General features: G+C 40.0%; 16 protein-coding genes and 4 pseudogenes. 10 read left to right on the forward strand and 10 right to left on the reverse strand.

Going from position 1 to position 21,378, the window contains the following annotated elements; genetic code table 11:
* Positions 1 to 38 precede the first annotated feature (38 nt).
* Both LZP46_RS15970 and LZP46_RS15975 read left to right on the forward strand, forming a co-directional pair.
* Complete coding sequence (locus LZP46_RS15970) at positions 39 to 1,391, forward strand: MFS transporter (RefSeq protein ID WP_236095280.1); 1,353 nt, start codon at positions 39 to 41, stop codon at positions 1,389 to 1,391.
* A gap of 54 nt (positions 1,392 to 1,445) precedes the next feature.
* Positions 1,446 to 2,336 (forward strand): LysR family transcriptional regulator, encoded by an 891-nt coding sequence (locus LZP46_RS15975; protein ID WP_236095295.1) that lies wholly within the window; start codon positions 1,446 to 1,448, stop codon positions 2,334 to 2,336.
* Positions 2,337 to 2,611: 275 nt separating this feature from the next.
* Here the strand turns inward: LZP46_RS15975 and LZP46_RS15980 are convergent.
* The 6 genes and pseudogenes from LZP46_RS15980 to LZP46_RS16005 form a co-directional block, all read right to left on the reverse strand.
* Positions 2,612 to 3,543 (reverse strand): annotated as a pseudogene (locus LZP46_RS15980) (IS5 family transposase).
* A gap of 102 nt (positions 3,544 to 3,645) precedes the next feature.
* Positions 3,646 to 4,209 carry a recombinase family protein gene (locus tag LZP46_RS15985; RefSeq protein WP_236095281.1) on the reverse strand — a complete coding sequence of 188 codons (564 nt, stop codon included), beginning with the start codon at positions 4,207 to 4,209 and terminating at the stop codon, positions 3,646 to 3,648.
* Positions 4,210 to 4,388: 179 nt separating this feature from the next.
* Entirely contained in the window at positions 4,389 to 5,255 is an 867-nt protein-coding gene (locus tag LZP46_RS15990; protein ID WP_236095282.1) for a DUF7281 domain-containing protein, read from the reverse strand.
* The gene (locus LZP46_RS15995) at positions 5,246 to 6,490 is read right to left on the reverse strand and encodes a hypothetical protein (RefSeq protein WP_005100615.1); all 1,245 of its coding nucleotides are present in this window, start codon (positions 6,488 to 6,490) and stop codon (positions 5,246 to 5,248) included. Before LZP46_RS15995 ends, LZP46_RS15990 begins: the two co-directional genes overlap by 10 nt.
* Positions 6,487 to 7,119 (reverse strand): condensin complex protein MksE, encoded by a 633-nt coding sequence (locus LZP46_RS16000; RefSeq protein ID WP_004676008.1) that lies wholly within the window; start codon positions 7,117 to 7,119, stop codon positions 6,487 to 6,489. The genes LZP46_RS15995 and LZP46_RS16000 overlap by 4 nt, the downstream gene beginning before the upstream one ends.
* Before the next feature lie 24 nt (positions 7,120 to 7,143).
* Positions 7,144 to 10,863 carry an ATP-binding protein gene (locus LZP46_RS16005; RefSeq protein WP_078390059.1) on the reverse strand — a complete coding sequence of 1,240 codons (3,720 nt, stop codon included), beginning with the start codon at positions 10,861 to 10,863 and terminating at the stop codon, positions 7,144 to 7,146.
* A gap of 461 nt (positions 10,864 to 11,324) precedes the next feature.
* On the opposite strand from LZP46_RS16005, the gene LZP46_RS16010 reads away from it, so the two are divergent.
* The 7 genes and pseudogenes from LZP46_RS16010 to LZP46_RS16040 all read left to right on the forward strand — a co-directional run.
* Positions 11,325 to 11,972 (forward strand): hypothetical protein, encoded by a 648-nt coding sequence (locus LZP46_RS16010; RefSeq protein ID WP_004827010.1) that lies wholly within the window; start codon positions 11,325 to 11,327, stop codon positions 11,970 to 11,972.
* Positions 11,969 to 12,691, forward strand: a complete 723-nt coding sequence (locus tag LZP46_RS16015; RefSeq protein WP_086393399.1) for a hypothetical protein — start codon at positions 11,969 to 11,971, stop codon at positions 12,689 to 12,691. The genes LZP46_RS16010 and LZP46_RS16015 overlap by 4 nt, the downstream gene beginning before the upstream one ends.
* A complete protein-coding gene (locus LZP46_RS16020) occupies positions 12,673 to 13,383 on the forward strand; it encodes a serine/threonine protein phosphatase (protein WP_236095284.1) in 711 nt (236 codons plus the stop codon). The genes LZP46_RS16015 and LZP46_RS16020 overlap by 19 nt, the downstream gene beginning before the upstream one ends.
* A gap of 135 nt (positions 13,384 to 13,518) precedes the next feature.
* A pseudogene (locus LZP46_RS16025) lies at positions 13,519 to 14,196 on the forward strand (ISNCY-like element ISAjo2 family transposase); the annotation flags it as partial.
* 74 nt (positions 14,197 to 14,270) lie between these two features.
* Positions 14,271 to 15,290, forward strand: a complete 1,020-nt coding sequence (gene istA / locus LZP46_RS16030) for an IS21-like element ISAba8 family transposase (protein ID WP_019383901.1) — start codon at positions 14,271 to 14,273, stop codon at positions 15,288 to 15,290.
* A complete protein-coding gene (gene istB, locus LZP46_RS16035) occupies positions 15,290 to 16,063 on the forward strand; it encodes an IS21-like element ISAba8 family helper ATPase IstB (protein WP_096902795.1) in 774 nt (257 codons plus the stop codon). The genes istA and istB overlap by 1 nt, the downstream gene beginning before the upstream one ends.
* 74 nt (positions 16,064 to 16,137) lie before the next feature.
* A pseudogene (locus tag LZP46_RS16040) lies at positions 16,138 to 16,803 on the forward strand (ISNCY family transposase); the annotation flags it as partial.
* A 107-nt stretch (positions 16,804 to 16,910) separates the two neighbouring features.
* On the opposite strand, the gene LZP46_RS16045 reads toward LZP46_RS16040, so the two are convergent.
* Entirely contained in the window at positions 16,911 to 17,615 is a 705-nt protein-coding gene (locus LZP46_RS16045) for an IS6-like element IS1006 family transposase (protein WP_236095285.1), read from the reverse strand.
* 66 nt (positions 17,616 to 17,681) lie between these two features.
* On the opposite strand from LZP46_RS16045, the pseudogene LZP46_RS16050 reads away from it, so the two are divergent.
* Positions 17,682 to 18,149: pseudogene (locus tag LZP46_RS16050) on the forward strand (choline transporter); the annotation flags it as partial.
* A gap of 32 nt (positions 18,150 to 18,181) precedes the next feature.
* Here LZP46_RS16050 and LZP46_RS16055 read toward each other — a convergent pair.
* From LZP46_RS16055 to LZP46_RS16065, 3 genes are all read right to left on the reverse strand, one after another.
* Positions 18,182 to 19,591 (reverse strand): TIGR00341 family protein, encoded by a 1,410-nt coding sequence (locus LZP46_RS16055; RefSeq protein ID WP_004871243.1) that lies wholly within the window; start codon positions 19,589 to 19,591, stop codon positions 18,182 to 18,184.
* 78 nt (positions 19,592 to 19,669) lie between these two features.
* Positions 19,670 to 20,787, reverse strand: a protein-coding gene (locus LZP46_RS16060) for an IS3 family transposase (RefSeq protein ID WP_228134754.1) whose coding sequence is annotated in 2 segments (ribosomal slippage) — positions 19,670 to 20,577 and positions 20,577 to 20,787 — 1,119 coding nt in all. Because the reading frame shifts where the segments join, the coding sequence is not laid out codon by codon here.
* A gap of 197 nt (positions 20,788 to 20,984) precedes the next feature.
* On the reverse strand, positions 20,985 to 21,359 hold the full coding sequence (locus LZP46_RS16065) for a hypothetical protein (RefSeq protein WP_236095286.1): 375 nt from the start codon (positions 21,357 to 21,359) through the stop codon (positions 20,985 to 20,987).
* Positions 21,360 to 21,378: the final 19 nt, after the last annotated feature.

Below are 21,378 nucleotides of genomic sequence, written 5' to 3' on the forward strand. Positions count from 1 at the left end.
ATAAAATATTGCAATCTATATGACCAGGGAGGTCTGTAATGCAAAGTATTAATGCAAATGAAGTCATGGATCATGCTCCATTAAAAGCAATTCATTGGCGAGTGATTTTACTGAGCGCACTCATCATTATCTTCGATGGATATGATTTGGTTATTTATGGTGTGGCGCTGCCAAAGCTCATGGTGGAATGGCAAATTGATTCCATTACTGCAGGATTCCTGGGTAGTATCGCCTTATTTGGAATGATGTTTGGTGCAATCATTTTTGGTAGTCTGAGTGATAAATTAGAAGCTTACGGATTTAGCCGAAAAAAATTAATTATCTTATGTGTTTGTTTATTTAGTAGTTTCACACTTTTATGTGGCTATGCTTCGAATCCGCAAAGTTTTGGAATTTTCCGCTTTATTGCTGGCCTTGGTTTAGGTGGAGTAATGCCCAATGTTATTGCACTTATGACTGAATATGCCCCTAAAAAATTACGTGCTACGTTAGTCTCTTTAATGTTTAGTGGCTATGCAGTAGGAGGCATGTGTTCTGCCTTGTTAGGTATGTGGCTGGTTCCACAATATGGTTGGAAAATCATGTTTATTTTAGGAGGATTACCACTTCTATTATTACCTATGATTTGGTTACTACTGCCTGAATCAATTGACTATTTAGTGCGTAGAAAGAAAAATGAAAAGGCATTCCAAGTTCTTAGACAAATTGATAGTAGTCTTACTTATAACGCCCAAACTCAAATTAGTTTGCACCATGAAAATCAAACCACTTCAAAAACACCTGTGAAAGATCTATTTTCAGAAAACCGTGGTCCAATCACGCTTTTATTCTGGGGCAGTGTATTTATGGCACTGGTTCTAGTGTATGCCTTAGGAAATTGGTTACCTAAATTAATGGTTGAGGCCGGCTATGATTTATCAACCAGTTTAGTTTTTCTGCTTGCTTTAAATATTGGTGGAATGTTGGGTGCAATTGGTGGTGGATATTTGGCAGATCGTTTTAATTTAGCCAAAGTCTTATGTACACTTTTTTTGAGTGGTGCGATTGCATTATTTTTACTCAGTTACAGTCTGCCTACTTTTGTCCTGTATATTTGTATTGCGATTGCGGGTGCTGCTTCAATTGGTGGTCAAATCTTATTATTGGCTTATATGTCACAATTTTATTCATCCAATATTCGTGCAACGGGTTTAGGTATGGCTTTAGGCGTTGGACGTTTGGGCGCGATTTTGGGCCCAATTTTATGTGGATGGTTACTGAGTTTAAGTTTACCCATCAATTATAATTTTATAGCGCTTTCGATCCCTTGTATAATAGCAGTGCTGAGTGTTTCCATGATTTACTACCGCTTAAAGAAGAAAAGTATAAAAGCTGAAATTGTACAAGCTTAATAATTCACTGTGGGAGGGGAACCTCCCTGTTTGATTTTGGACGATTAAACATTGATTGATCTTAGTCTTATTAAAGTTTTTATTATTATTTATGAAACCAAGAACATTAGTCATGCCGCTTTAAAATTGAATTTAAGTCAACCCTCTGTTACTTATAATCTTAATCGTTTACGTAAATTTTTAAATGATCCTCTGTTTGAACGAGATAAGTTTGGCGTCAAGCCGACCAAATTGGCACAAAGTTTATATCCAAATTTTAGTCAGTCTATTGCTGAAATTGAAAGGGCGATCACCGCTTCTCAACAATTTAATCCTAAAACCTCCACCCGAATATTTCGGTTAGGTTTATCGGATTTAGGTGAAATATGCTTACTACCTTCACTAGTTCAGTACCTTTCCAAAGAAGCACCCTTTATCAAGATTGAAATCGAAGAAATAAAATCAAATAAAGTCGAAGAATGGTTGATTGACGGTTTTTTAGATGTTGCTGTATTTAATAGCAGCTATACCGTTATGCCAAACATAGAATCGCGTAATGTATTTGAAGAACGTTATATGTGTATTGTTCATAAACAGCATCCACGTATACAACAACAGCTTAATTTAGAACAATATTTACAGGAAAAGCATGCTGCTATTAAATCCTCTACCGGACACATTGAAATTGATCAAAAGCTGAAAGAATTAGGTTTAAAAAGGAATATTATGCTTGAGTTGCCACATTTTAGTGTTCTACAAGATGTGGTAAGTAGTTCTGAGTTGCTGGTGACCTTACCTTCACGTGCAGCGAAAGTGTATGAACGCAACAGTGAGGTCAACGTTTTTGAATTGCCCTTTGCAGTAAAACCCTTTAATGTCAGTGTGAATTGGTATAATCACCGTGATGATTTAGAGGCTCGAACTTGGTTTATCCAAACTTTACAAAATATTTTTAAGCTTCTTTAAGTTCAAATATTGAATCATACAGATTCAAATATTGAATCATACAGATTAGTAGCCTTATCTATATTTCTGAACAAAAATACTCGACACCCAAATACCTCTATGAGGTTATTATTTTTCTGTATTTCCAATTATAAAAGTATAAATTAATCTTAATAATTCAGCAAAACCATGATAAATCAAAGTTTTGCTGAAAATAATTTATAATAATCTTTTAATTTCTAGCGGCTTTGTTGCACAAAGATTTGAAATGCAAAGCGCCCCTAATTGAGCCAAATTTAAGGCGTAACTTGGGTAAGTGGTCGACCTAATTCCGTAAATCTGTTAAGGACTGCTACACGTGCATGGATCTCATTCACTTGGCTATCAAAACTCCTTGCACTGAGTTTATCGCCTAATAATTTGATGCAATGCATCTTAGTTTCAACCAACTTCGCCGATGATAGCCTGACCATTTTTTCCATAGTGTCCTGCCTAAACGTTTAATTGTTCGAAGTAATTCATTTCGCTCTAGCGAGCTACTCTTTGTATCTTTCCATGGTTTCGCATTTTTTCTAGGTGGAATCACCGCATGTGCTTGCCGATCTGCAATGACCTCACGGCATTGCTTGGTGTCATAAGCTCCATCGGTATAAACAGAGTCAATCCGCTCATCTTGTGGAATCTGATCAAGTAAATCACCAAGCACCTGTGAATCACTGACATTATTGGTTGTAAGCTGAACTGCTCGTATTTGTAGGGTTTTGGCATCTATACCAATATGTAGTTTACGCCATTGGCGACGATATTCAGGTCCATATTTCTTGCGTTTCCATTCGCCCTCACCTAGAAACTTCATGCCTGTAGAGTCCATGAGTAGATGCAGCCCATCGCTACTTTTTTGGTAGCTGATTGCAATATCAATATGCTTTTGTCTTCTACAAAGCGTGGTGTAATCTGGAGCTATCCAATTTAATCCGCAAAGTTTAATCAGACTTTGCACAAAGCCAGTGACCATACGTAAAGATAGACGGAATAAGGATTTAATCATTAAGCAGCATTGGATGGCTGCGTCGGAGTAGGTTTGATTTCGCCCTTGTTTGCCTTTTGATGGAGCATACCATTGCGTAGCAGGATCAAACCAAATGGCAATATTTCCGCGACTCATGAGTGCTCGGTTATATGCGGGCCAATTGGTTGTGCGGTAGATTTTGTGTGTAGGCTTCTTCATTTGAAAATTATATCGCTGAAAAAGCCTTTACAGATAGGTTTGTGCAACAAAGCCGTTAACATGCTAATTTGAACTGCCACCACTCTCCTAGACAAATTCCATCTACTCTCTTTTTAAATATCGATAAACAGCCTGTCGGCTAATACCAAATGCTTTTGCCAAATCAACTTTGGATGAATACTTTCCTTGAGTCCAGTCTTGTCTTAAAGCTTCAGCCTGGTCAGGTTTCAATTTATGTACACGACCTTTATATTTCCCTTGAGCAGAGGCTAGTTTTATTCCTTCCTTTTGCCGTTCCAGAATGATTTCACGTTCAAATTGTGCAAAGGCCCCCATCAGTTGCAGCATTAAATTATCCATCGGGGTAGATTCGGCAGTGAAAGTAATATTTTCTTTTACAAACTGGATGGAAATCCCTCGTTTGACCAGTTTATCTACTTCAGTGACCAAATCTTTTAAGCTTCGCGCAAAACGATCCATGGAATGTACTATCACCCTGTCCCCTTCCCGGACATAGTTCAACATTTCTTGAAATTTCGGTCGGTCGGTATTTTTACCCGAAGCACGGTCAACAAAAATCCGGTCGACTTCAATCCCCTCAAGTTGACGCCCAGTATTTTGCTCGACCGAACTCACTCGCACATAACCTACTTTTTGGCCTTTCACTCTTTCTCGCCCCAATTGGATAAAAATGAACAATTTTGTAAATTATAAATCTTTAATACTAAAGTTACATGTTACTTATGATTAAAAATCATTTAAATGGTACATAATTTCATGAACTTTCAGATTGTAACTTTAGGGTATAGTCTAAAGTAACACCTTGAACTTTTGCAACAGTGCCCTTAAATTGCTATACACACCAATGGACCAAGCCGGTTCACGTTCTCTTGCATAACTGCAACTTTATTGAAGTTCACATGCTTCAAGATCGCTTTCATCGGCTCCGACATGCCTTCGGTTTCCGACAAATCCGAAATGTACTCTGACTGGTCTACATACTTATAGAAGTTGTTATCAGGGTGTTGTTCTTTAATGCTTTGCCAACATTGGGGAACCATCACAGAGACTGGTCTGATCAGGTTGAAATTATTGGTGATATTCAACCCATACAGGTCGAAATCGGTATACACCGCTACCGGACATTCTTCTGGCAGAACTTCAAGCAACTGATTGACTGACCGGCAGTTCTTACCATGCCCCCTGTAAAGGAATAGGCTGTCTTGCCATTCGAGTGGAACTTGCTGATACCAGTCCGAAATCCGTACAAGCATAGTGCCATTCTCAATAATGATCAGCTTCCTGATTTTTTCTACTGCAAGATGCTCTAAGGACACGGCTGTTGTCACGCCAGGATGTGCAATGTGCATCTCACCGGACTTTAACGGTAGTTGTGCATTGATCGCAGCAAACCAAAGCTGCTCACCGAAAACGCTGGCATTGCCAGACTTTTCATCTATACGATGATCAGCAAGCGATATTCGGTCTGCATTGGAGTCATACGTTACCTCTGGCTCCGTTTTTACATGCTTTCCGTACAGAACCCGAAGCACATCAAGATCTGATTCACTTAGATGCAGCTCACGTTTGATGATGCTGCCGATCTGCATGTCTTTGTTCAGCATTGTCCATGTCTTGTTAAGCTTCACCACTCTGGTTTTAAGCTGTAAAACCGTCTGAATGATTGAGAGTTCTCTTTGCCCTAAGCGCATTGCATCACCTTTCCGTTACTGTCTTTGCGACGAAACACGATATCTGAAATGTAGTAGTTGCCATTATATTTAGCATCCGTTTCACCCACTAACTGCAACTCAAGATGGTTTGAGTGGTTGAGTTCAAACTCATACAGGAGGCGACTAATCCAGTATTCAAATTTGCATCCAGGCTCTAGGCGTATGTAGGCGTTCTTTGCTGATATTTCATTGATTGCCGGACTGCCAAAAGCGTCAAAGAAGAAAAATGCAGCTTTATCCAGAGGTGAGACTGCCTTCACTATCGTATGCGTTGCCTTCTCTACCGGTGGGCGTTTTTTTTCAACAACTGGACCATCTTTTTTAACACGCTTCTGATTGGCTGTCTGAGCTACCGCAGATAAAGTGTTCTCAAAATCCTCAAGGTAGATATCGGCACGAGCTTTCAGCTTGATAAGTGGTACACGACGGAAGCTATCAGGTGCCTTGTTGAAATCAATATCGGCATTCAGCGTCCGGTTGTTGGCAAAATGACGGTGCAGCGCATCAATCAGATTGATTCGCTCCTGGGTTTTTATGTCCTTTTTCCATTCAAAGAGTTGCTTGTCCAGTCGGTGATGGCTGTGGTTCATTTCTTCAATGGCTTCAAACACGCTTGGCTTGAGACGTTTGGAGATCACTCTCTGCAAGTCTGCATCACCTACCGCCAATTCATCCATCGTATTTGGTGAAAGGATTTCCAGTGCCGTAATTAGCATTTTGGCAGTCTTTAAGCTTTGTTCAGCCTTACGCATTTTCATGTCGTAGTTGTTGAACAGCGACAGATACTCAAAGCACTGATCGGCAAAATTGGTCATGTTCTCGCTGATATTGTTTGAAAGCTCAATAATCAGGTCACTTGCTTCAACCTTTAATACTTCGGCACTTTCCGGGTCCTCGACTTTTGACAAGGCATAGTCGGTACTCACCGTTTTGATACGATCAATCAGACCGCTAATGTCGGGTGCGGAAATGTTGCGTTTCTTTCTGTTTTTATAGAAATTCACAAACTCAATGACGAAGTTTCTTAGATGCAGCGTGTTTTTTTCTGCATCCAGATACCCAAGATCGCAAGACAGCAAATTATCAATCAAGGATTTGTTTGATTCATTGACCTGAATAGACGAACTGGTAAACATGATTGCTTCGGCAATAGCATCAATGTTTGCAGAGAAAACCTTCGCCCCACGTTCAGCCGGATTCACGAAGTCGATCATAGTAACTCGCCCTGCTCCACATCATCTGTTTGAGTGATATCAATCGCATTGTGTTCGGCAAGGTACTCAGCTTCATCGTAGAAAATCGACCAACGTGAAGTTGCCAAAAACTCAGTACCCACAACCCCAACCGGCACTAAATATTCGCGCTGTACCAAAAACTGAATAACACCGTTGATCTGGTCTTTCACTGTGCTTGCGGTCTTACCCAACTTTGCAGAGAGTTCTTTTAGCCCTTTTTGGACATGCTTGGACTTCTCCACTTCAACCAGGATTTCACCAGACGTAATTCTGTCGCCTCCAATCAGAGGTTCATTGCGCCCCCCTGCCTTTCTGAACAGTCGCAGCCAGTCCACAAGTGGCTCCATTTTGCTGACGTTTTCCTCAAACTGTTTGGTGATGACCTTTTTGATCTCAGGGTCACTTTCAATATCAAGGTAAATCAGGAAATACCCACCACCGCACGGTGTCTGAATACACTTTTTGCCTAGAAAACTAATATGGTTGTTTAGTTGATCTAAAAATTCGACATCATTCAAAAACTCAAAGTTCTCAAAATCACTCCACTGGTCAATTAGATAACCTTCTAATAATTTGGTCGCTACTTTTGTTAATCGTTTATCAGCCATTTAAAATTCTCCACTTTTTCCCTATTAGACTGGTTCTGCTGCAAGCAATGGGTTATCGCCTTCGATTTCCAGTGGAACAACAGTGCTGACACCATTGGCTCCAACAATGTAGAGATTCTTAAACTTGTGGTTAGAGGTTGAGTTTTCCGGTTGAGCACAGACCAGATAGATTTTGTTATGGTCCATCATGTCGAACAGCAAATTGGTGTTGATCGCATCAAAGTTGCCAATCTCGTCAAGCGGGATATGGATGTAGGTCGAGTTATCAGGGCATAACTTCCGTGACAATGCGAGGAACATGATCAGCACCAGAATACGTGACGTTCCTGTACTCCCTGCACTGGTAAAGTCGTTGTCAGTACGCAGCTCGGCAAGACGACCATTGTTCATCACGCTCATTTTCAGACGTACCATAGAGCGGATATCATCAGTATGTCCTTTGGTGCTTTCAATTGCCTTTAAGGTGTATTCACAGCAACGAATGAAATCCTCGCTCGGAATGGAGCTGCTTTGCATGTTTTCAAAGGATTGATAGTCCTCACACTGCAAAACAAACTGATTGAGCTGATCTAGGGTGTTCTTGTCATTCAGCACACTTTCCAGATTCATTGAGAAGTCAGTAAATGCCTTGAACTTGTTGCTACGGTTCAGGTAGCCAGACAGTTCCGTAGATACGCTCTTTAAACGCTTATTTAGATTAAGGATTTCCTGAATATAGTTACGCAACTGAGCCGATTTATTACGGAAAATGTTTGTGACTGCATCATGCTTTTTCGGCAAGTCGTAGTCCATGATGCTTTCGATGGTAGACATGGAGTTAATGGTGTTCATGGTTTCACTGGTAGTCCCCATACTCTCCATCTTTTCCTCAAACAGCTTGAACAGAGAGAAGGCTTCATATTTGCGCAGTAATGCCTTAGAAGCGTTTGTCTGCAAGCGTAATTGATAAATCTGTTTCTTCTGTGTATCAGCCAACGTACCCAGATCACGAGAGAAGCTGTCGAAGCTTAAAAACTCAGGTCGATCTACCTCTACCAATAGGATATCGTCATCGAACAGGTTTTCGATTTCACGCCCCTGTTTATCCAGCTTTTTGATTTTCTCCCTGAAATCTTGTGCACTCGCTTCAAGATTGTCCACTCTTGTACGAAGGGAGGTTCGGACTTGTTCAAGCTCACTTTCCAGTTTGGAAAGATTGTGGCTGTATTCAGATACAAGTTTCAGAGCTTGGTTCATGTCCTCGATATGGTTCTGCTTGTACTGATAGTGGTTTTTCTTCCACATATCGTACTCAGCCAAAATGCTTTCATAGCCTTTGACTTTGGTGTGCTGTGCAATCGCAGCCTTGATCTTCATTTCTGCCTGTTTCAGGATATTTTCATCCACGCCTTGCTCACGCAGTTTGCTGTGATACAGGTTGGTCAAATCATCCATCTTGGCTTGATAGCTGCTCTCTAGCTGCTTTTCCTTTGTGGCAATCAGATCAAGCTTGATACGCAAGTCTGCATAGGACGCATCATAGCTCTCCTTTAAGCCATTTTTTTCAAGCATGTTGGCTGATCGAAGCTCACCACGTTTCTTCGGCTCAATCTGATTGTTGAAAGTTTGCAGCTCGTATTTCGCTCTATTTACAGCTTCTTGCTCAATACGTGTAGCTTCTGCCTTCTTCGCTTTCAGCTCTTTCTCAGTCTGGTCATAAACCTGTCGGGCTTGCTGCTTCTCGTTTTGCAGGGTATTTAACTCATTTTCGAGTTTAACAACTGCAATATTGGTCTCGTTGATCTCTCTATGGATGGACTGAGCCAGATGCGATTGCTTGTCGTACTGCTCAACCAAAGAAGCCGTGTAAATCTCGGCATCTTTCAGACGTATTTGTAGTTGCTCAAGACTGTCGGCTTCCCCTGGAATCTCCAACTTGTTCAGGTCTATTTCAAGACCATAGAGGCTTAGGGCATTGGCATTCACGCCAGTTTGCCAGACAGGGTTCAGGTTGGTTTTGAAGAAAAGCTCAGGATTGATGACCTTCGCAATGGTAGTACGCCAGTCCACATCTTCATTCGGTGCATCATTCAGGAACCGTAGCAAGGTGTCTTTCTGGAACAGGGTTGTACGCAGATTCTCTTCTGACTGCTTGGCTTTCTCAAGCTTGGCTTTTAATCCATTAAGATCATACTGCGCCTTGTTTTGATCAAAATTAAGTTGTTTAAGCTTGTTTTGAGCCGCTTTCAATTCGTCAGACTTTGCAGACAAGGTATTCTCTTTGACTTCATAAGCCAACTTGAGGCGCTGTAGCTGTAGGTTTTCTTCATCCGTAAACAGTGTTGATTGGTGCATGCGCTCCATAGCTGCTGACTGGATATCCAGAAGCCTTTGACGTTCACTGGAAATTTCTTGATCAAGAATTTGGAGCTGTTCAGCCTGTTTGCGCTCAAGCTCTTTCACCTTGAGATCAAAGCGGTTTCGCAACTGGTTGATTGCCTCCTGAACCTCGTTAGATTCAGCATTAAGGGCTTCACTGGATGCCATTTTTTCACGAAGCAAATCTGCTGAATGCTTGTCGTACTCGCGGTTGATATTTTCGTAGCTTTCAGTCAAAAACTGTTTGTATTTCTTCGCTTCTTCAATCTCGTTGAAGTAGTGCGCACGTTTCTTATATTCCTGTTCCATGACGGAAATATTCATGTCTTGATAACGTCTTTCCGCAACTTCAATATCATGAATTGCCTGTTTAAAGTTACCTGCAGACTTTTCTTTTACTGCAATCAGCTCTTTGACTTGTACAATCTGGTTATTCAGGTTACGGACTGTCTCATTCCCTTTGTTCTTTACCGCATAGATTTCATGCTCTATCGAACTGATCTGCTGCTCGTAGTTCACCACATGGTCCCGGAGTACCAACAGGTGTGCATGAAGCGCATTAAAGGAGGCTAAGACCGCATTCTTTAACTGAATGCCAGAGATAATCTTCTGCTTTTCCGATTGAAGGCTTTGTAGGGCTTTCACATCATTGATGGTTGCTAACCAATCTGCGGTAGAGGTTGGTTTTGTTTTGATTTTCTCGTTGTCCAAATACGCTTCAATTAACATGGTTTTGAAGTTTGAGACAACATTGTTCTGGTTAATCGTTACCTGGGTCAGATTGCTCAGGAATTTTAGCTGTTGTTTGCTTCCAGACAGTGAATAGCGGTTGCATAAATCACGAAGGTTTCTTTCACCTGTCAGTCGTGATTTATCTGCAGTCAGCGTATAGATATATTCAGGGATGCTGTCGATCTGACGGCTCACATCAACGCCAGATTTATAAACCTGATCAAATACGTCTTTCACATTCTGAGAAAGACCCAAGATTTCCAGACTGCTCTCACTTAATAGCGTATCTTCCGCGCATCCATCAACAAATCGGTAGTTGTGCTTGCCCTGATTATTATTGCGATACAGCACCACACACTTTGTACCTGAGTGAGCAAGGTATTCAAAAATCACCATGCTTCGACTGCTCGGCAAATAGTAGTCTACGAAATTTTTCTTGTTTGCAGCTTTCTCTATTAACCCATTTGGTGAGGCACCAAAGAAAATAGGAATCAGGTTCAGGAATGAGGTTTTCCCTGCACCGTTGATACCGGTAATGTTTGTATGACCACCACTAATATCAACTCGGAATAGTTTAGATGAAAGAAAAGAATCATAAAGAATGATTGACTGTAAACCTTTCATAGAGGTTTCTTGAGGGTTAATAATACTCATTATATACCTTTTATAAATATTCATAAGTCTAATGGATACTTCAATTTTAAATAAAAACTGTAACTTTCCCTGATCTTATACTTTTATTAAATATAATGGCGGTTATCCGACATAGACACCAACTATCCCCAATTTCTGCGGATAAAACCGGGACAACTTTTAGCCATTTTTGTACGCCCTGGCGCACAGAGATTTAGGGATTTTGCGGCTAGGGCAGCTGCGGTTTTTTACTTATGATGAAGTCATACAGGAACAGGACGTTCCGGAACATAAAACAATAACGATAAGTTCTAGCACCAGGATTATTAGGTAGACAGCCCTACCTAGCACCAAACATGAAAAAGCCCGACAAGATGTCGGGCTTTTTTATTTAATATTATTTTTAAAAAATACTTGCAAATAGTGTAATGAGTTGATCAAATATGAATTCAGTCCACGGATTAAGGACAAGGTAACTTAATATGATTAAACCTCAAGACATCCTAGTTCTCGTAAAACTGATCTCTATTGAGAATCAGCACCAGATATTCAAAGAATACTATTCAGAAGCACAACTTGAGTGGGATAAATTAGAAGATGAGCAGTTAGATATCTTTTTAAAATTAAGTGCTTTTTATGATTCTTTATCAATCAGAGGGTTGGCTGAAGCAGTAGTTATTAGTAAAAGTGAGGTTGCAGAATCTTTAAAGCGTTTAATCAAGATAGGGCTATTGATCGTAACCTCTAATTCACCATTTAAGCGATTAGAGCTAGTAGAAATGCAATGGAAAACCAATAGAAGAGCTCTCTTAGACCTAATTATTTACAGTTTTCAATACTTTTTCCATACAGAAGTTGGTGCTATTGATATTGGTATTCCTACTGTTTTCAATAATAAAAAACTTTCAGATCATTTATCGTATTCTTCTTCATTACCTTATATTTGGCCCGCTCAAAGCTATCAATCAATTTCAGGATTAGCAGTTGAACCATTATATAAATCTGTACCATATGCAGCGTTAGATGATAATTTCCTGTATGAAGTTTTTGCTCTTATTGATGTGTTTAGAATAGGTTCCCCAAGGGAAAAGAAAATAGCTGAAAAGTTATTACGTGAGTATCTACAATGAATAATGCTTTAACACAAATGAAGATGCTAGAGCAGGTTGTAAGTGCTTTAAGCGAGGATCTTATCAAAGACCTAGTATTTATTGGAGGGTGCACTACTAGCCTGTTTTTAGATCCAGAAAATTTATCTTTATCAACTAGATACACTCAAGATGTTGATTTAATTGTAGATATAAAGACTACAACCCAATGGTATGAGTTAGATGAGAAAGTCAGAAAACTAGGGTTTAAAAATTATCAAAGTTCAGATCCATTTGAAAAGAACACGGACTTCACTTGTCGCTACCAACTAGGGGAAGATCTAATTGTAGACTTTATGCCCACTGATGAAAAAATTTTAGGCTTCTCTAATTCTTGGTATCTAGAAGCTTATAAGAAAAAAGTAGAGTATAAGCTAGGAAATAATTTAATTATCAATACCTTAATGCCTGAATATTTCTTAGCAACCAAGTTTGAAGCATTACATGGCCGTAAAGAAGATCCCTTATATAGCAAAGACTTAGAAGATATCATCACAATTTGCTTGGGACGATCCTCCTTAGTTGAAGAAGTCTATAATGCTCCAACAGAACTCAAAGATTACTTATCTGACCAATTTAAAAAACTCACTGAATTAACTGATTTTGAAATCATAATGGAAGATCAATGTAGATTTGGCTCAAGAGAAAGAGCTTTACAAGTAATTCAAGCGATCATAAAACAATGGCCAAAAGCATATTAATAAACTCCTTTTCCTTATGTCAGAATCTTAGCGCACCAGAAAAATTTGGAATCGATGCTGTAGGGAACCTTACTGATAATGAAAATCTATATTTTTGTTACGTAGTGGATGGTCATGGGGGATGTAAAAACAGCGACATACTAGTTAAAAATTTTCAGGCTTATGTGCTTTCTTTGAAGGACGTCTTTGCTCAATTAAATAATACTACACAAGATATACATGATTTTTTTGAACGTCTAACAGAGAATTTTTATATAGAACATCGGGGAAAATTGCGACCTGCAGCAATGAGTATTTTGATGGTTATTTTTAGTCAGACTCAAATTTATTCAGCACATTTGGGTGATTGCAGACTTGGGAAAATCAATAATGAGCAACAAATCAGTTGGATTACTTATCCTCATAATTTAGCGATGAGCTTAAATAATCAAACAGATCCCCAAAATATCGAAATGATACTTAGGTCTTCTTCAAATGATAATATTGTCACCAAGTCATTTAATACAAAAAAGTTAAAACCCTTGAGCTTTAAGACCTTAGATATTGAAAAAAAATCCACATATATTCTAGCATCCGATGGATTTTGGAAGCTTTCAGAAAATGATATAAAAACAATAATTTATAGCAAAAATTTATCCGAAGTATCTTCATTATTTGATGATATTTCTCTATGGGTTATATCATTCATTTAACATAAAGTCTCATATACCCAATTCGGATTGTAAGCCCCAAGTAGAAATGTCCGGTTTCTCCAAAGTAAAAATGTCCGCTTTTAGAATATGCACTTTTGCAATTTTCTTAGCGGACGGTTTGATATGTTGGTGTCTATGTCGGATAAAGAACTTAAACGATTGTCGGTCTTGCAAGAAATCTGTGATCAACGCATAACCCAGTCCCAAGCTGCTCAGCTACTTCATATTTCAGAACGTCAGATCAGACGTTTATTGCAAAAATACAAAGCTCAAGGCCCAGCTGCATTAGCACATGCTGCACGTGGCCAAATCAGCAATTCCAGGCTTCCTGAAGAGCTCAGACTCAAGTGCCTCAATATTGTTTCGGATCAACTGCATGGTTTCGGACCCACTTTAGCGCATGAAAAGCTCACCACTGTTCATGGATTCGATATTTCAGTGGAAACACTGCGTTCCTGGATGATTGCAGCCGATCTGTGGATTCCTCGCGCCAAGCGCCTGAAACGCCCGTATCAGCCTCGTTATAACCGAGATTGTTATGGTGAACTGATTCAAATCGATGGCTCACACCATGACTGGTTTGAAGGACGCGCTGCTAAGTGCTGTCTGCTGGTATTTATCGATGATGCCACAGGAAAATTACAGCATTTACGTTTCTGTGAGTCGGAATCAGCATTTGACTATATGATTTCAACACGTTTGTATGTTGAGCAGCATGGTAAGCCGTTGGCGTTTTACAGTGATAAACATTCAGTCTTCAGGGTGAATCAAAGCAGCAAGAAAGACACCAAGATTACCCTGTTAGCGGCAGTGTAAAAATGACCCCCTAATGGCATTTAAAAACTGACCCCCTTGGTTAATATAGCGGTCATTTTGGACTGCTCAACATGTTAACTTTGGAGCAAGCAGTGACAATCCAAATACTTCATCAACAAGGTAAATCTATTAAAGCCATTAGTCGTGAACTGGGGGTGTCCAGAAATACCGTACGTAAATATTTACGGCAAAACACCACACCTCAGTATCAGCGTATACAGCCTAGAATAAGTATCCTTGACCCATATAAACCCTATTTACTCCAACGTGTAAACGCAGCTCATCCTGAATGGATTCCTGCTGTTGTGCTCTACCAGGAAATTTTAGGGTTGGGATATCCAGGAAAGATCAGGATCTTGAGGGAATATCTTGCAACATTAAAACCAGTTGCTCAACCGGAACCGATCATTCGTTTTGAAACCCAACCTGGCCAACAAATGCAAGTGGATTTCACCACGATTCGACGTAACAGCACGACTTTAAAAGCCTTTGTCGCAACATTAGGGTATTCCAGAGCGACTTTCGTGAAATTTTATGATCATGAACGTACCGATGCATGGATCGATGGTCTAGAAAATGCATTTCAGTTTTTTGCAGGAGTACCTCAAGAAATCCTGTTTGATAACGCTAAAACGATCATGATTGAACGGGATGCCTATCAGGAGGGGCAGCATAAATGGAATCCCAAACTGCTCGACTGCGCCAAGAAATACAGCTTTCGTCCTCGCGTATGTAAGCCCTACCGTGCACAGACCAAAGGCAAAGTTGAACGCTTTAATGGATACCTCAAATCAAGCTTTATTGTGCCATTGAAAGCAAGCCTGAAGACTTCGGGTTTACTGTTAGATGTTGATGTCGCCAATGCCCACATTGGCCGGTGGCTGCATGAAACCGCCAATCAGCGGATTCATGCCACCACGCAAGAAAAACCGGCTGTTCGACTGCAACAGGAGCAGCAAAAATTTACGCCATTACCGCAATCAGATACAGGTTCTAGCACTGTACCTGTTGCAGCAGCACAGCATGTCATGCCCTACGAGAGTTTGCAGCATCCCTTATCGGTATATGACCAGTTGCTGGGAGTTTCCTGATGAATCTGCAATACGACCGTATAGAGCAACTTTGCCAAAAGCTCAATCTGCCTGCCATCGCATCACAATGGTCACATCATGCACAACAAACATTAGGTCAGGATGGAAGTTATGCCGACTTTGTTGAAGCGATCTTGACGCATGAATATGCTGCCAGGCAACAGCGCAGCCAGCAGGTCCTGATGAAACTCTCAGGCCTGCCTCAAGTGAAAACGCTGGAAGGTTACGATTTTAATTATGCACTGGGTGCTCCCAAATCACAGGTGGTCGAGTTGTTCAACCTGAGCTTTATTGCTAGAGCAGAAAATGTGGTGTTTCTCGGGGCTAGCGGTGTAGGGAAAACGCATTTATCCATGGCATTAGGCTATAAGGCCATCATGAACAATGTCAAAACCAAGTTTATTACCGCCGCCGATCTCATGCTGCAACTGAGTACAGCCTATCAGCAAGGTAAATTGAAAACCTATATGCAACGTGCGGTACTGGGACCAAAGTTACTGATTATCGATGAAATTGGTTATTTACCGTTTGGACGTGAAGAAGCGAATCTGTTCTTTAACGTGATTGCCAAGCGTTATGAAAAAGGCAGTACGATATTGACGAGTAACTTACCCTTTAGCCAGTGGTCCAAATCCTTTGCAGATGATGTCACGTTGACCGCTGCGATGTTAGATCGGTTATTGCATCACTGTCATGTGGTACAAATATCGGGTGAGAGTTATCGTTTGAAGGATAAAAAAAGAATTGGGATTCAGCCCCAGGTTGAAATTTAATACGAGATCAAAGGGGTCAATTTTACTTTGCCATTTGTAAGGTGAAAGGGGTCAATTTTAGAATGCCGTTGACAACCCAGTTTGGACGCGTACTCAGTACCCTCAATATCGATATCATCTTCGCCAATTCACCACAAGCCAAAGGCCGTGTAGAACGGGCGAATAGAACGCTTCAGGACCGTCTGATTAAAGAAATGCGCCTGGAAGGCATCTATTCGATTGAGCAAGCGAATGCCTGGCTGCCCTGCTTTATCGAGCAATTTAATCGTAAATTTGCCAATATGGCCTTTAATCCCAAGGATCTACACCGGACTGTCACTGAAACAGCCGAAGAATTAGATGATGTTTTTACCTGGCGTGAACCCCGCAGAGTCACGAACAGCCTGACGATTACTTATGATAAATGCGTATATTTACTGGAAAATACCGAAGAAAATAAAAGGTTGATCGGCAAGTATCTTGAGTTTCTGGAATACCCGGATGGCACGGTAGCCATTGAACATCAAGGAAGAAAAATCAATTACAGCATCTTCGATAAATTAAGTCAGCTCAACCAGCGAGAGGTTGTTGAGAATAAACGTTTAGGTGCTGTTCTCAATCATATTCAACAACAGCACGAAGAATTAGAACAGCAAAACAAACGCAATCGTTCTCAAAAGATGCCGAGCAGACGTGCACAGAAAACAGTAATCAAAGAACGAAATCTGAATCCTGTGCTTGACTTGGAAGTGTCTGTATAGGACATTTCTATTTGGTTATTAGGTAGGACATTTCTACTTAGGAATAACATCGGATGGCACTGTTGCAAATAGAAATTTGAGTCGATGATGTTCCCTTTAAAAAGTGCTTAGAGACCGAAAACTCTATTCACCAGATAGACTTCACCCTGAGGCTGACCATAATAAAATGACGAAGCTTGGCCTTTACGTAGTGCACGCATGACTTCAATACCTTTAATTGTGGCATAAGCCGTCTTCATAGATTTGAATCCTAATGTGGCCCTGATGATCCGCTTTAGCTTACCATGATCACATTCAATCACGTTATTTTTATACTTAATCTGCCTGTGCTCAAGGTCTGGTGGACATTTACCTTCCCGTTTTAACCGTGATAAAGCACGTCCATATGTGGGCGCTTTATCCGTGTTGATCACTTGTGGAATTTGCCACTTCTTCACATTATTTAAAATTTTTCCAAGAAAACAATATGCTGATTTGGTATTACGTCTAGAAGAAAGATAAAAATCAATGGTATCGCCACGTTGATCGACTGCACGATACAGATAAGACCATCGTCCATTCACTTTTACATAGGTTTCATCAATATGCCACGAGCTCAGACCTGTAGGATTACGCCAATACCAGCGTAAACGTTTTTCTATTTCAGGAGCATAACGTTGAACCCAACGATAAATCGTCGTGTGATCAACATTCACACCACGTTCGGCCAGTATTTCCTGCAGTTCACGATAGCTAATGCCATATTTACAATACCAGCGCACAGCCCAAAGAATGATTTCGCCCTGAAAATGCCGACCATGGAAAGGATTCATATACTGCACCTTTAGCTAAAACAGTCTTCAGCTTACCATTCGTGGTTATTTGCAACAGTGCCCTTAAAAGTACAGGCCCTACAAAGTGCTAGGATCACACCACGAGCTATACAAAACCCAAGAAGCTGGCAACAGCGTCTAGGTTTAATTATGCATTACCCACATTCTAAAGCCGAAGTAACAGCCTATATTCATCAGAATGATCATCAGGCTTTTCAGAACATAAAACATGAATTTCAGCGCCGGAATCTGGATGTTTCAATCCGTGAGGTTGATGGGGGGCTATTACTGAAAGTAGATCATCAAAATGAAATCAACTTCATCTATCAAGTCGTGGCTACTGAAACACGAGCTCCGAGTTTTATGCTCGATGACGAAAGTAGCCTCTCTCTGAAATATTACAAAGCGGAAGTTTTTCTAAAAGAAGGGGGGAAAAACTACAATGTCATGGAATGGACACAAGAAGATTTACTCCAGGACATTATTGATCAATACGAACGCCACTTGTATTTTTTAAATGTAGTCCGTAATTAAACAATCTACATAGCAGTTCAAATTAACAAGTATTAGTTTGAACTGCTATCTTTTTGATTAACAATATCTTGATTTACCAAAAAATCTAATAGTACAGCATCCGTCTTCATTCTAACCTTGAACCAATTTTCAATGCGAATTTGATCTTCACTCGATAGTGGTTCAGATGTTCTCACACTAAGTTGCAGTATTTGCTTTTGATTGGGATCAGTCGGTAAATCAATGCCTTGTCCTAGAAAAATAGAGCTTACAGTGGGATGCTGTGCACGTAGCTCTGCAAAAACATCATTTGCATTGGCAAATAAAGCATTTTTCACCCTTAATTCTTGCTGTAATTGTTTTACCTGTTCATCCTTTTGGCGCAGGGCTTCTTGTCCATTCAGATACAAATCACTCAATACCCCAGATTTTAAGGCAGTCACATCAACCTTATCATCATTGGTTTGATGCACAATAATTTTAGTTCCTTCGAGATTTGCAACAGCAAGTCTCCCTTCAATATTCTGCAACGTCGCCTGACTTAAGGGCAAACCGACTAAAGCCAACTCAATGGTCCGTGTCTTGCTATCAATTTTTGAACTGGCGACTTGTGTTTCTTTAAAGGTAAATTCTTGTGTAATGAATTTGTTGGCAGTTGATTTAAAAACTTCTTCATTAACTAATTTAGTCGCCAGATAGGCACTTGGAATTGCGGTCACCATTGCGATCATCAGCAAAGATATTTTTACACGTCTTTCTACTTTTTCGTCAGCAAAACTATGTGGCTTTAACCTTAAAATCCGGATACCGATAATAGTTGCCAAACTGATGAACACACAATTAATGGTATATAAATACAGTGCACCACCAACAAAGCTCCACTGTCCAGTTGCAATACCAAATCCAGCAGTACAGACAGGTGGCATCAATGCTGTAGCAATCGCCACCCCTGGAATAACATTTGATTTTTCTTCTCGAGTGATCCCAATGATTCCTGCCAATCCACCAAATAATGCGATGAGCACATCCCAAACGGTTGGGCTAGTTCGTGATAAAAGTTCAGATTGTGCATTATCGAGGGGTGATATCGAGAAATATAGAGTGGATACGACCAAGCTGATCAGTGTTGCAATACCTAGGTTGAAGAGTGCCCGTTTTACCAGTTTAAAGTCATAAACTGCTACACCCAGCCCCACCCCCATGATCGGTCCCATAAGTGGAGAAATTAGCATTGCTCCAATAACCACGGCTGTTGAATTGATATTTAATCCGACTGATGCAATAAAAATAGCGAATATTAAAATCCAGGGAATGGCTCCTGATAGCTCAATCCCATCACGAATACGACGCTCGATTTCATCATCTTCTGCCTTATCTGCCAGCAGACTAAAGCGATGGCGTGCACGTCTTAATCTACTTGTATAATTAAAGGAGGAGTTGTGTTTATTAGAGGTGTTGGTCAATTTAACATCCTACTTTTTATCCATCTGTGGAAAGACTGATGTGTGCTGAATTAGCAGGAGACTTTCACTTGGGAGATTCTAGGCAGCTAACCGATAAAAGTCTTCTGCCATTTGATTTGGTGTCTTAAAATCCAAGCCTTTTTGAATTCTTCGCTGATTATAAAATAACTCTATATATTTTGTAATATCCGCTTTGGCTTCTTCCCTTGTTTTGTAGTTGCGATGATGGACTAGTTCATTTTTGAGTATGCCCCAGAAACTCTCTATCGGTGCATTATCAAAGCAGTCGCCTTTTTTGCTCATTGAACCCTGAAAATCAAATTTCTCAAGTAAGTTTCGATATTCATTACTGCAATATTGGCTGCCTCTATCTGAATGTACAATGAGATCTTTAGCAGGTTTCTGATTGCGAATAGCCATATTCAATGCATCACAAACAAGCTTGGCTGTCATGCGCTCATTTAAGCTATAGCCAACAACCTGTTTCGTGTAAAGATCTTTGACAGCTGCCAAGTACAACCAGCCCTCAGCCGTCCAAATGTAGGTAATGTCACTCGACCACGCAAGATTAGGCTTCGTCATTGAAAACTGTTGCTTGAGTAAATTGTCATAAATAGAACGGTTGTGATCACTGTTCGTGGTTCTTTTGAAACGCTTATGGCGCTTACAATACAACTGATTTGATTTTTTTATTTGGCGCACAGCATACGTACTTATTTTGATACCTTGCGCTTGTAAATGCTTGGTTAATCGAACATAGCCATAGCTTTGTTTGGTTTCTTCATGGGCTATTTTGACCAAAATTGTCTGCTGATTTCGCTGAATTGATCTTTTACTCATGCCTCGCTTTAGCCAATCATAAAAGCGAGAAACGGATACACGAAGTAATCGAGCCATTAAAATAATCGGAAATAAGTGGCTTTGCGATTTCATATAGGCGTACCTCACTGACTTTCTTTGGCAAAGTACGCTGCTGCCTTTTTTAAAAATTCACGTTCCATTTCAGCTGTTTTGAGCTGTTGTTTAAGCTTCTTATTTTCTTCGAGTAAGGCGTTTAGATCGGGCGAATACTGTTTTGTGCCTGCTAAAGTTCCAGCCTTTGCTTTGTTATTCCAGTTCGAAAGGGTTTGCATTGAAATGCCAAGTTGTCTAGCGGATTCCGATACATTACCTTGGTTCTCTTCAATGGCTTTTATGGCTTCAGCTTTAAATTCTGCGGTGTAAGTCTTCTATTTCTTGCTCATGGTAAACTCCTAATGAGTATGTATAGTTTACCAAGTTAAACCCTCCTGTTTTTTAAGCACACATCATACTTTCGATGGGCTCAATTGCTTTGTGTGAAGTAATTTCATATGCACTCGAATCAACTTGATCTTACTTCACATTCAATAATTTATTTTTTCTTCTTCAAAAATTCATTTAAATTTTCTGCAGTAATACTCGTGAAATTATTTTCTTCTAGAAAAGTCACTACTTCTTCTACAGTTGCACCGAGACTGAAGAGTTCAAGTAAGGTTTTCTTGTGTTGAGTAAGTAACTGATTACGTGTGATCGTCTTTTCATTCATTTTTTCTATATGACGAAAAAGAATATCTTCAAATTTTTTAGAATCATTGACACTATAAATTTTTTGATTTTTCTCAACAATTTTTGAATGCTTTTCTTCTTTTGTCGATACAGTTTCAGAAGTATTTTCTGTTGAGGATGTTAAATTTTTATTAGCTAGATTCTGAATATCAAGTTCTGAAACATTCTGGTCTTGTATCATGTTTTTTCCTAAGAATAAA

The sequence above is a fragment of the Acinetobacter sp. SCLZS86 genome, assembly GCF_021560715.1.
In the GTDB taxonomy this organism is placed as follows: domain Bacteria; phylum Pseudomonadota; class Gammaproteobacteria; order Pseudomonadales; family Moraxellaceae; genus Acinetobacter; species Acinetobacter towneri_A.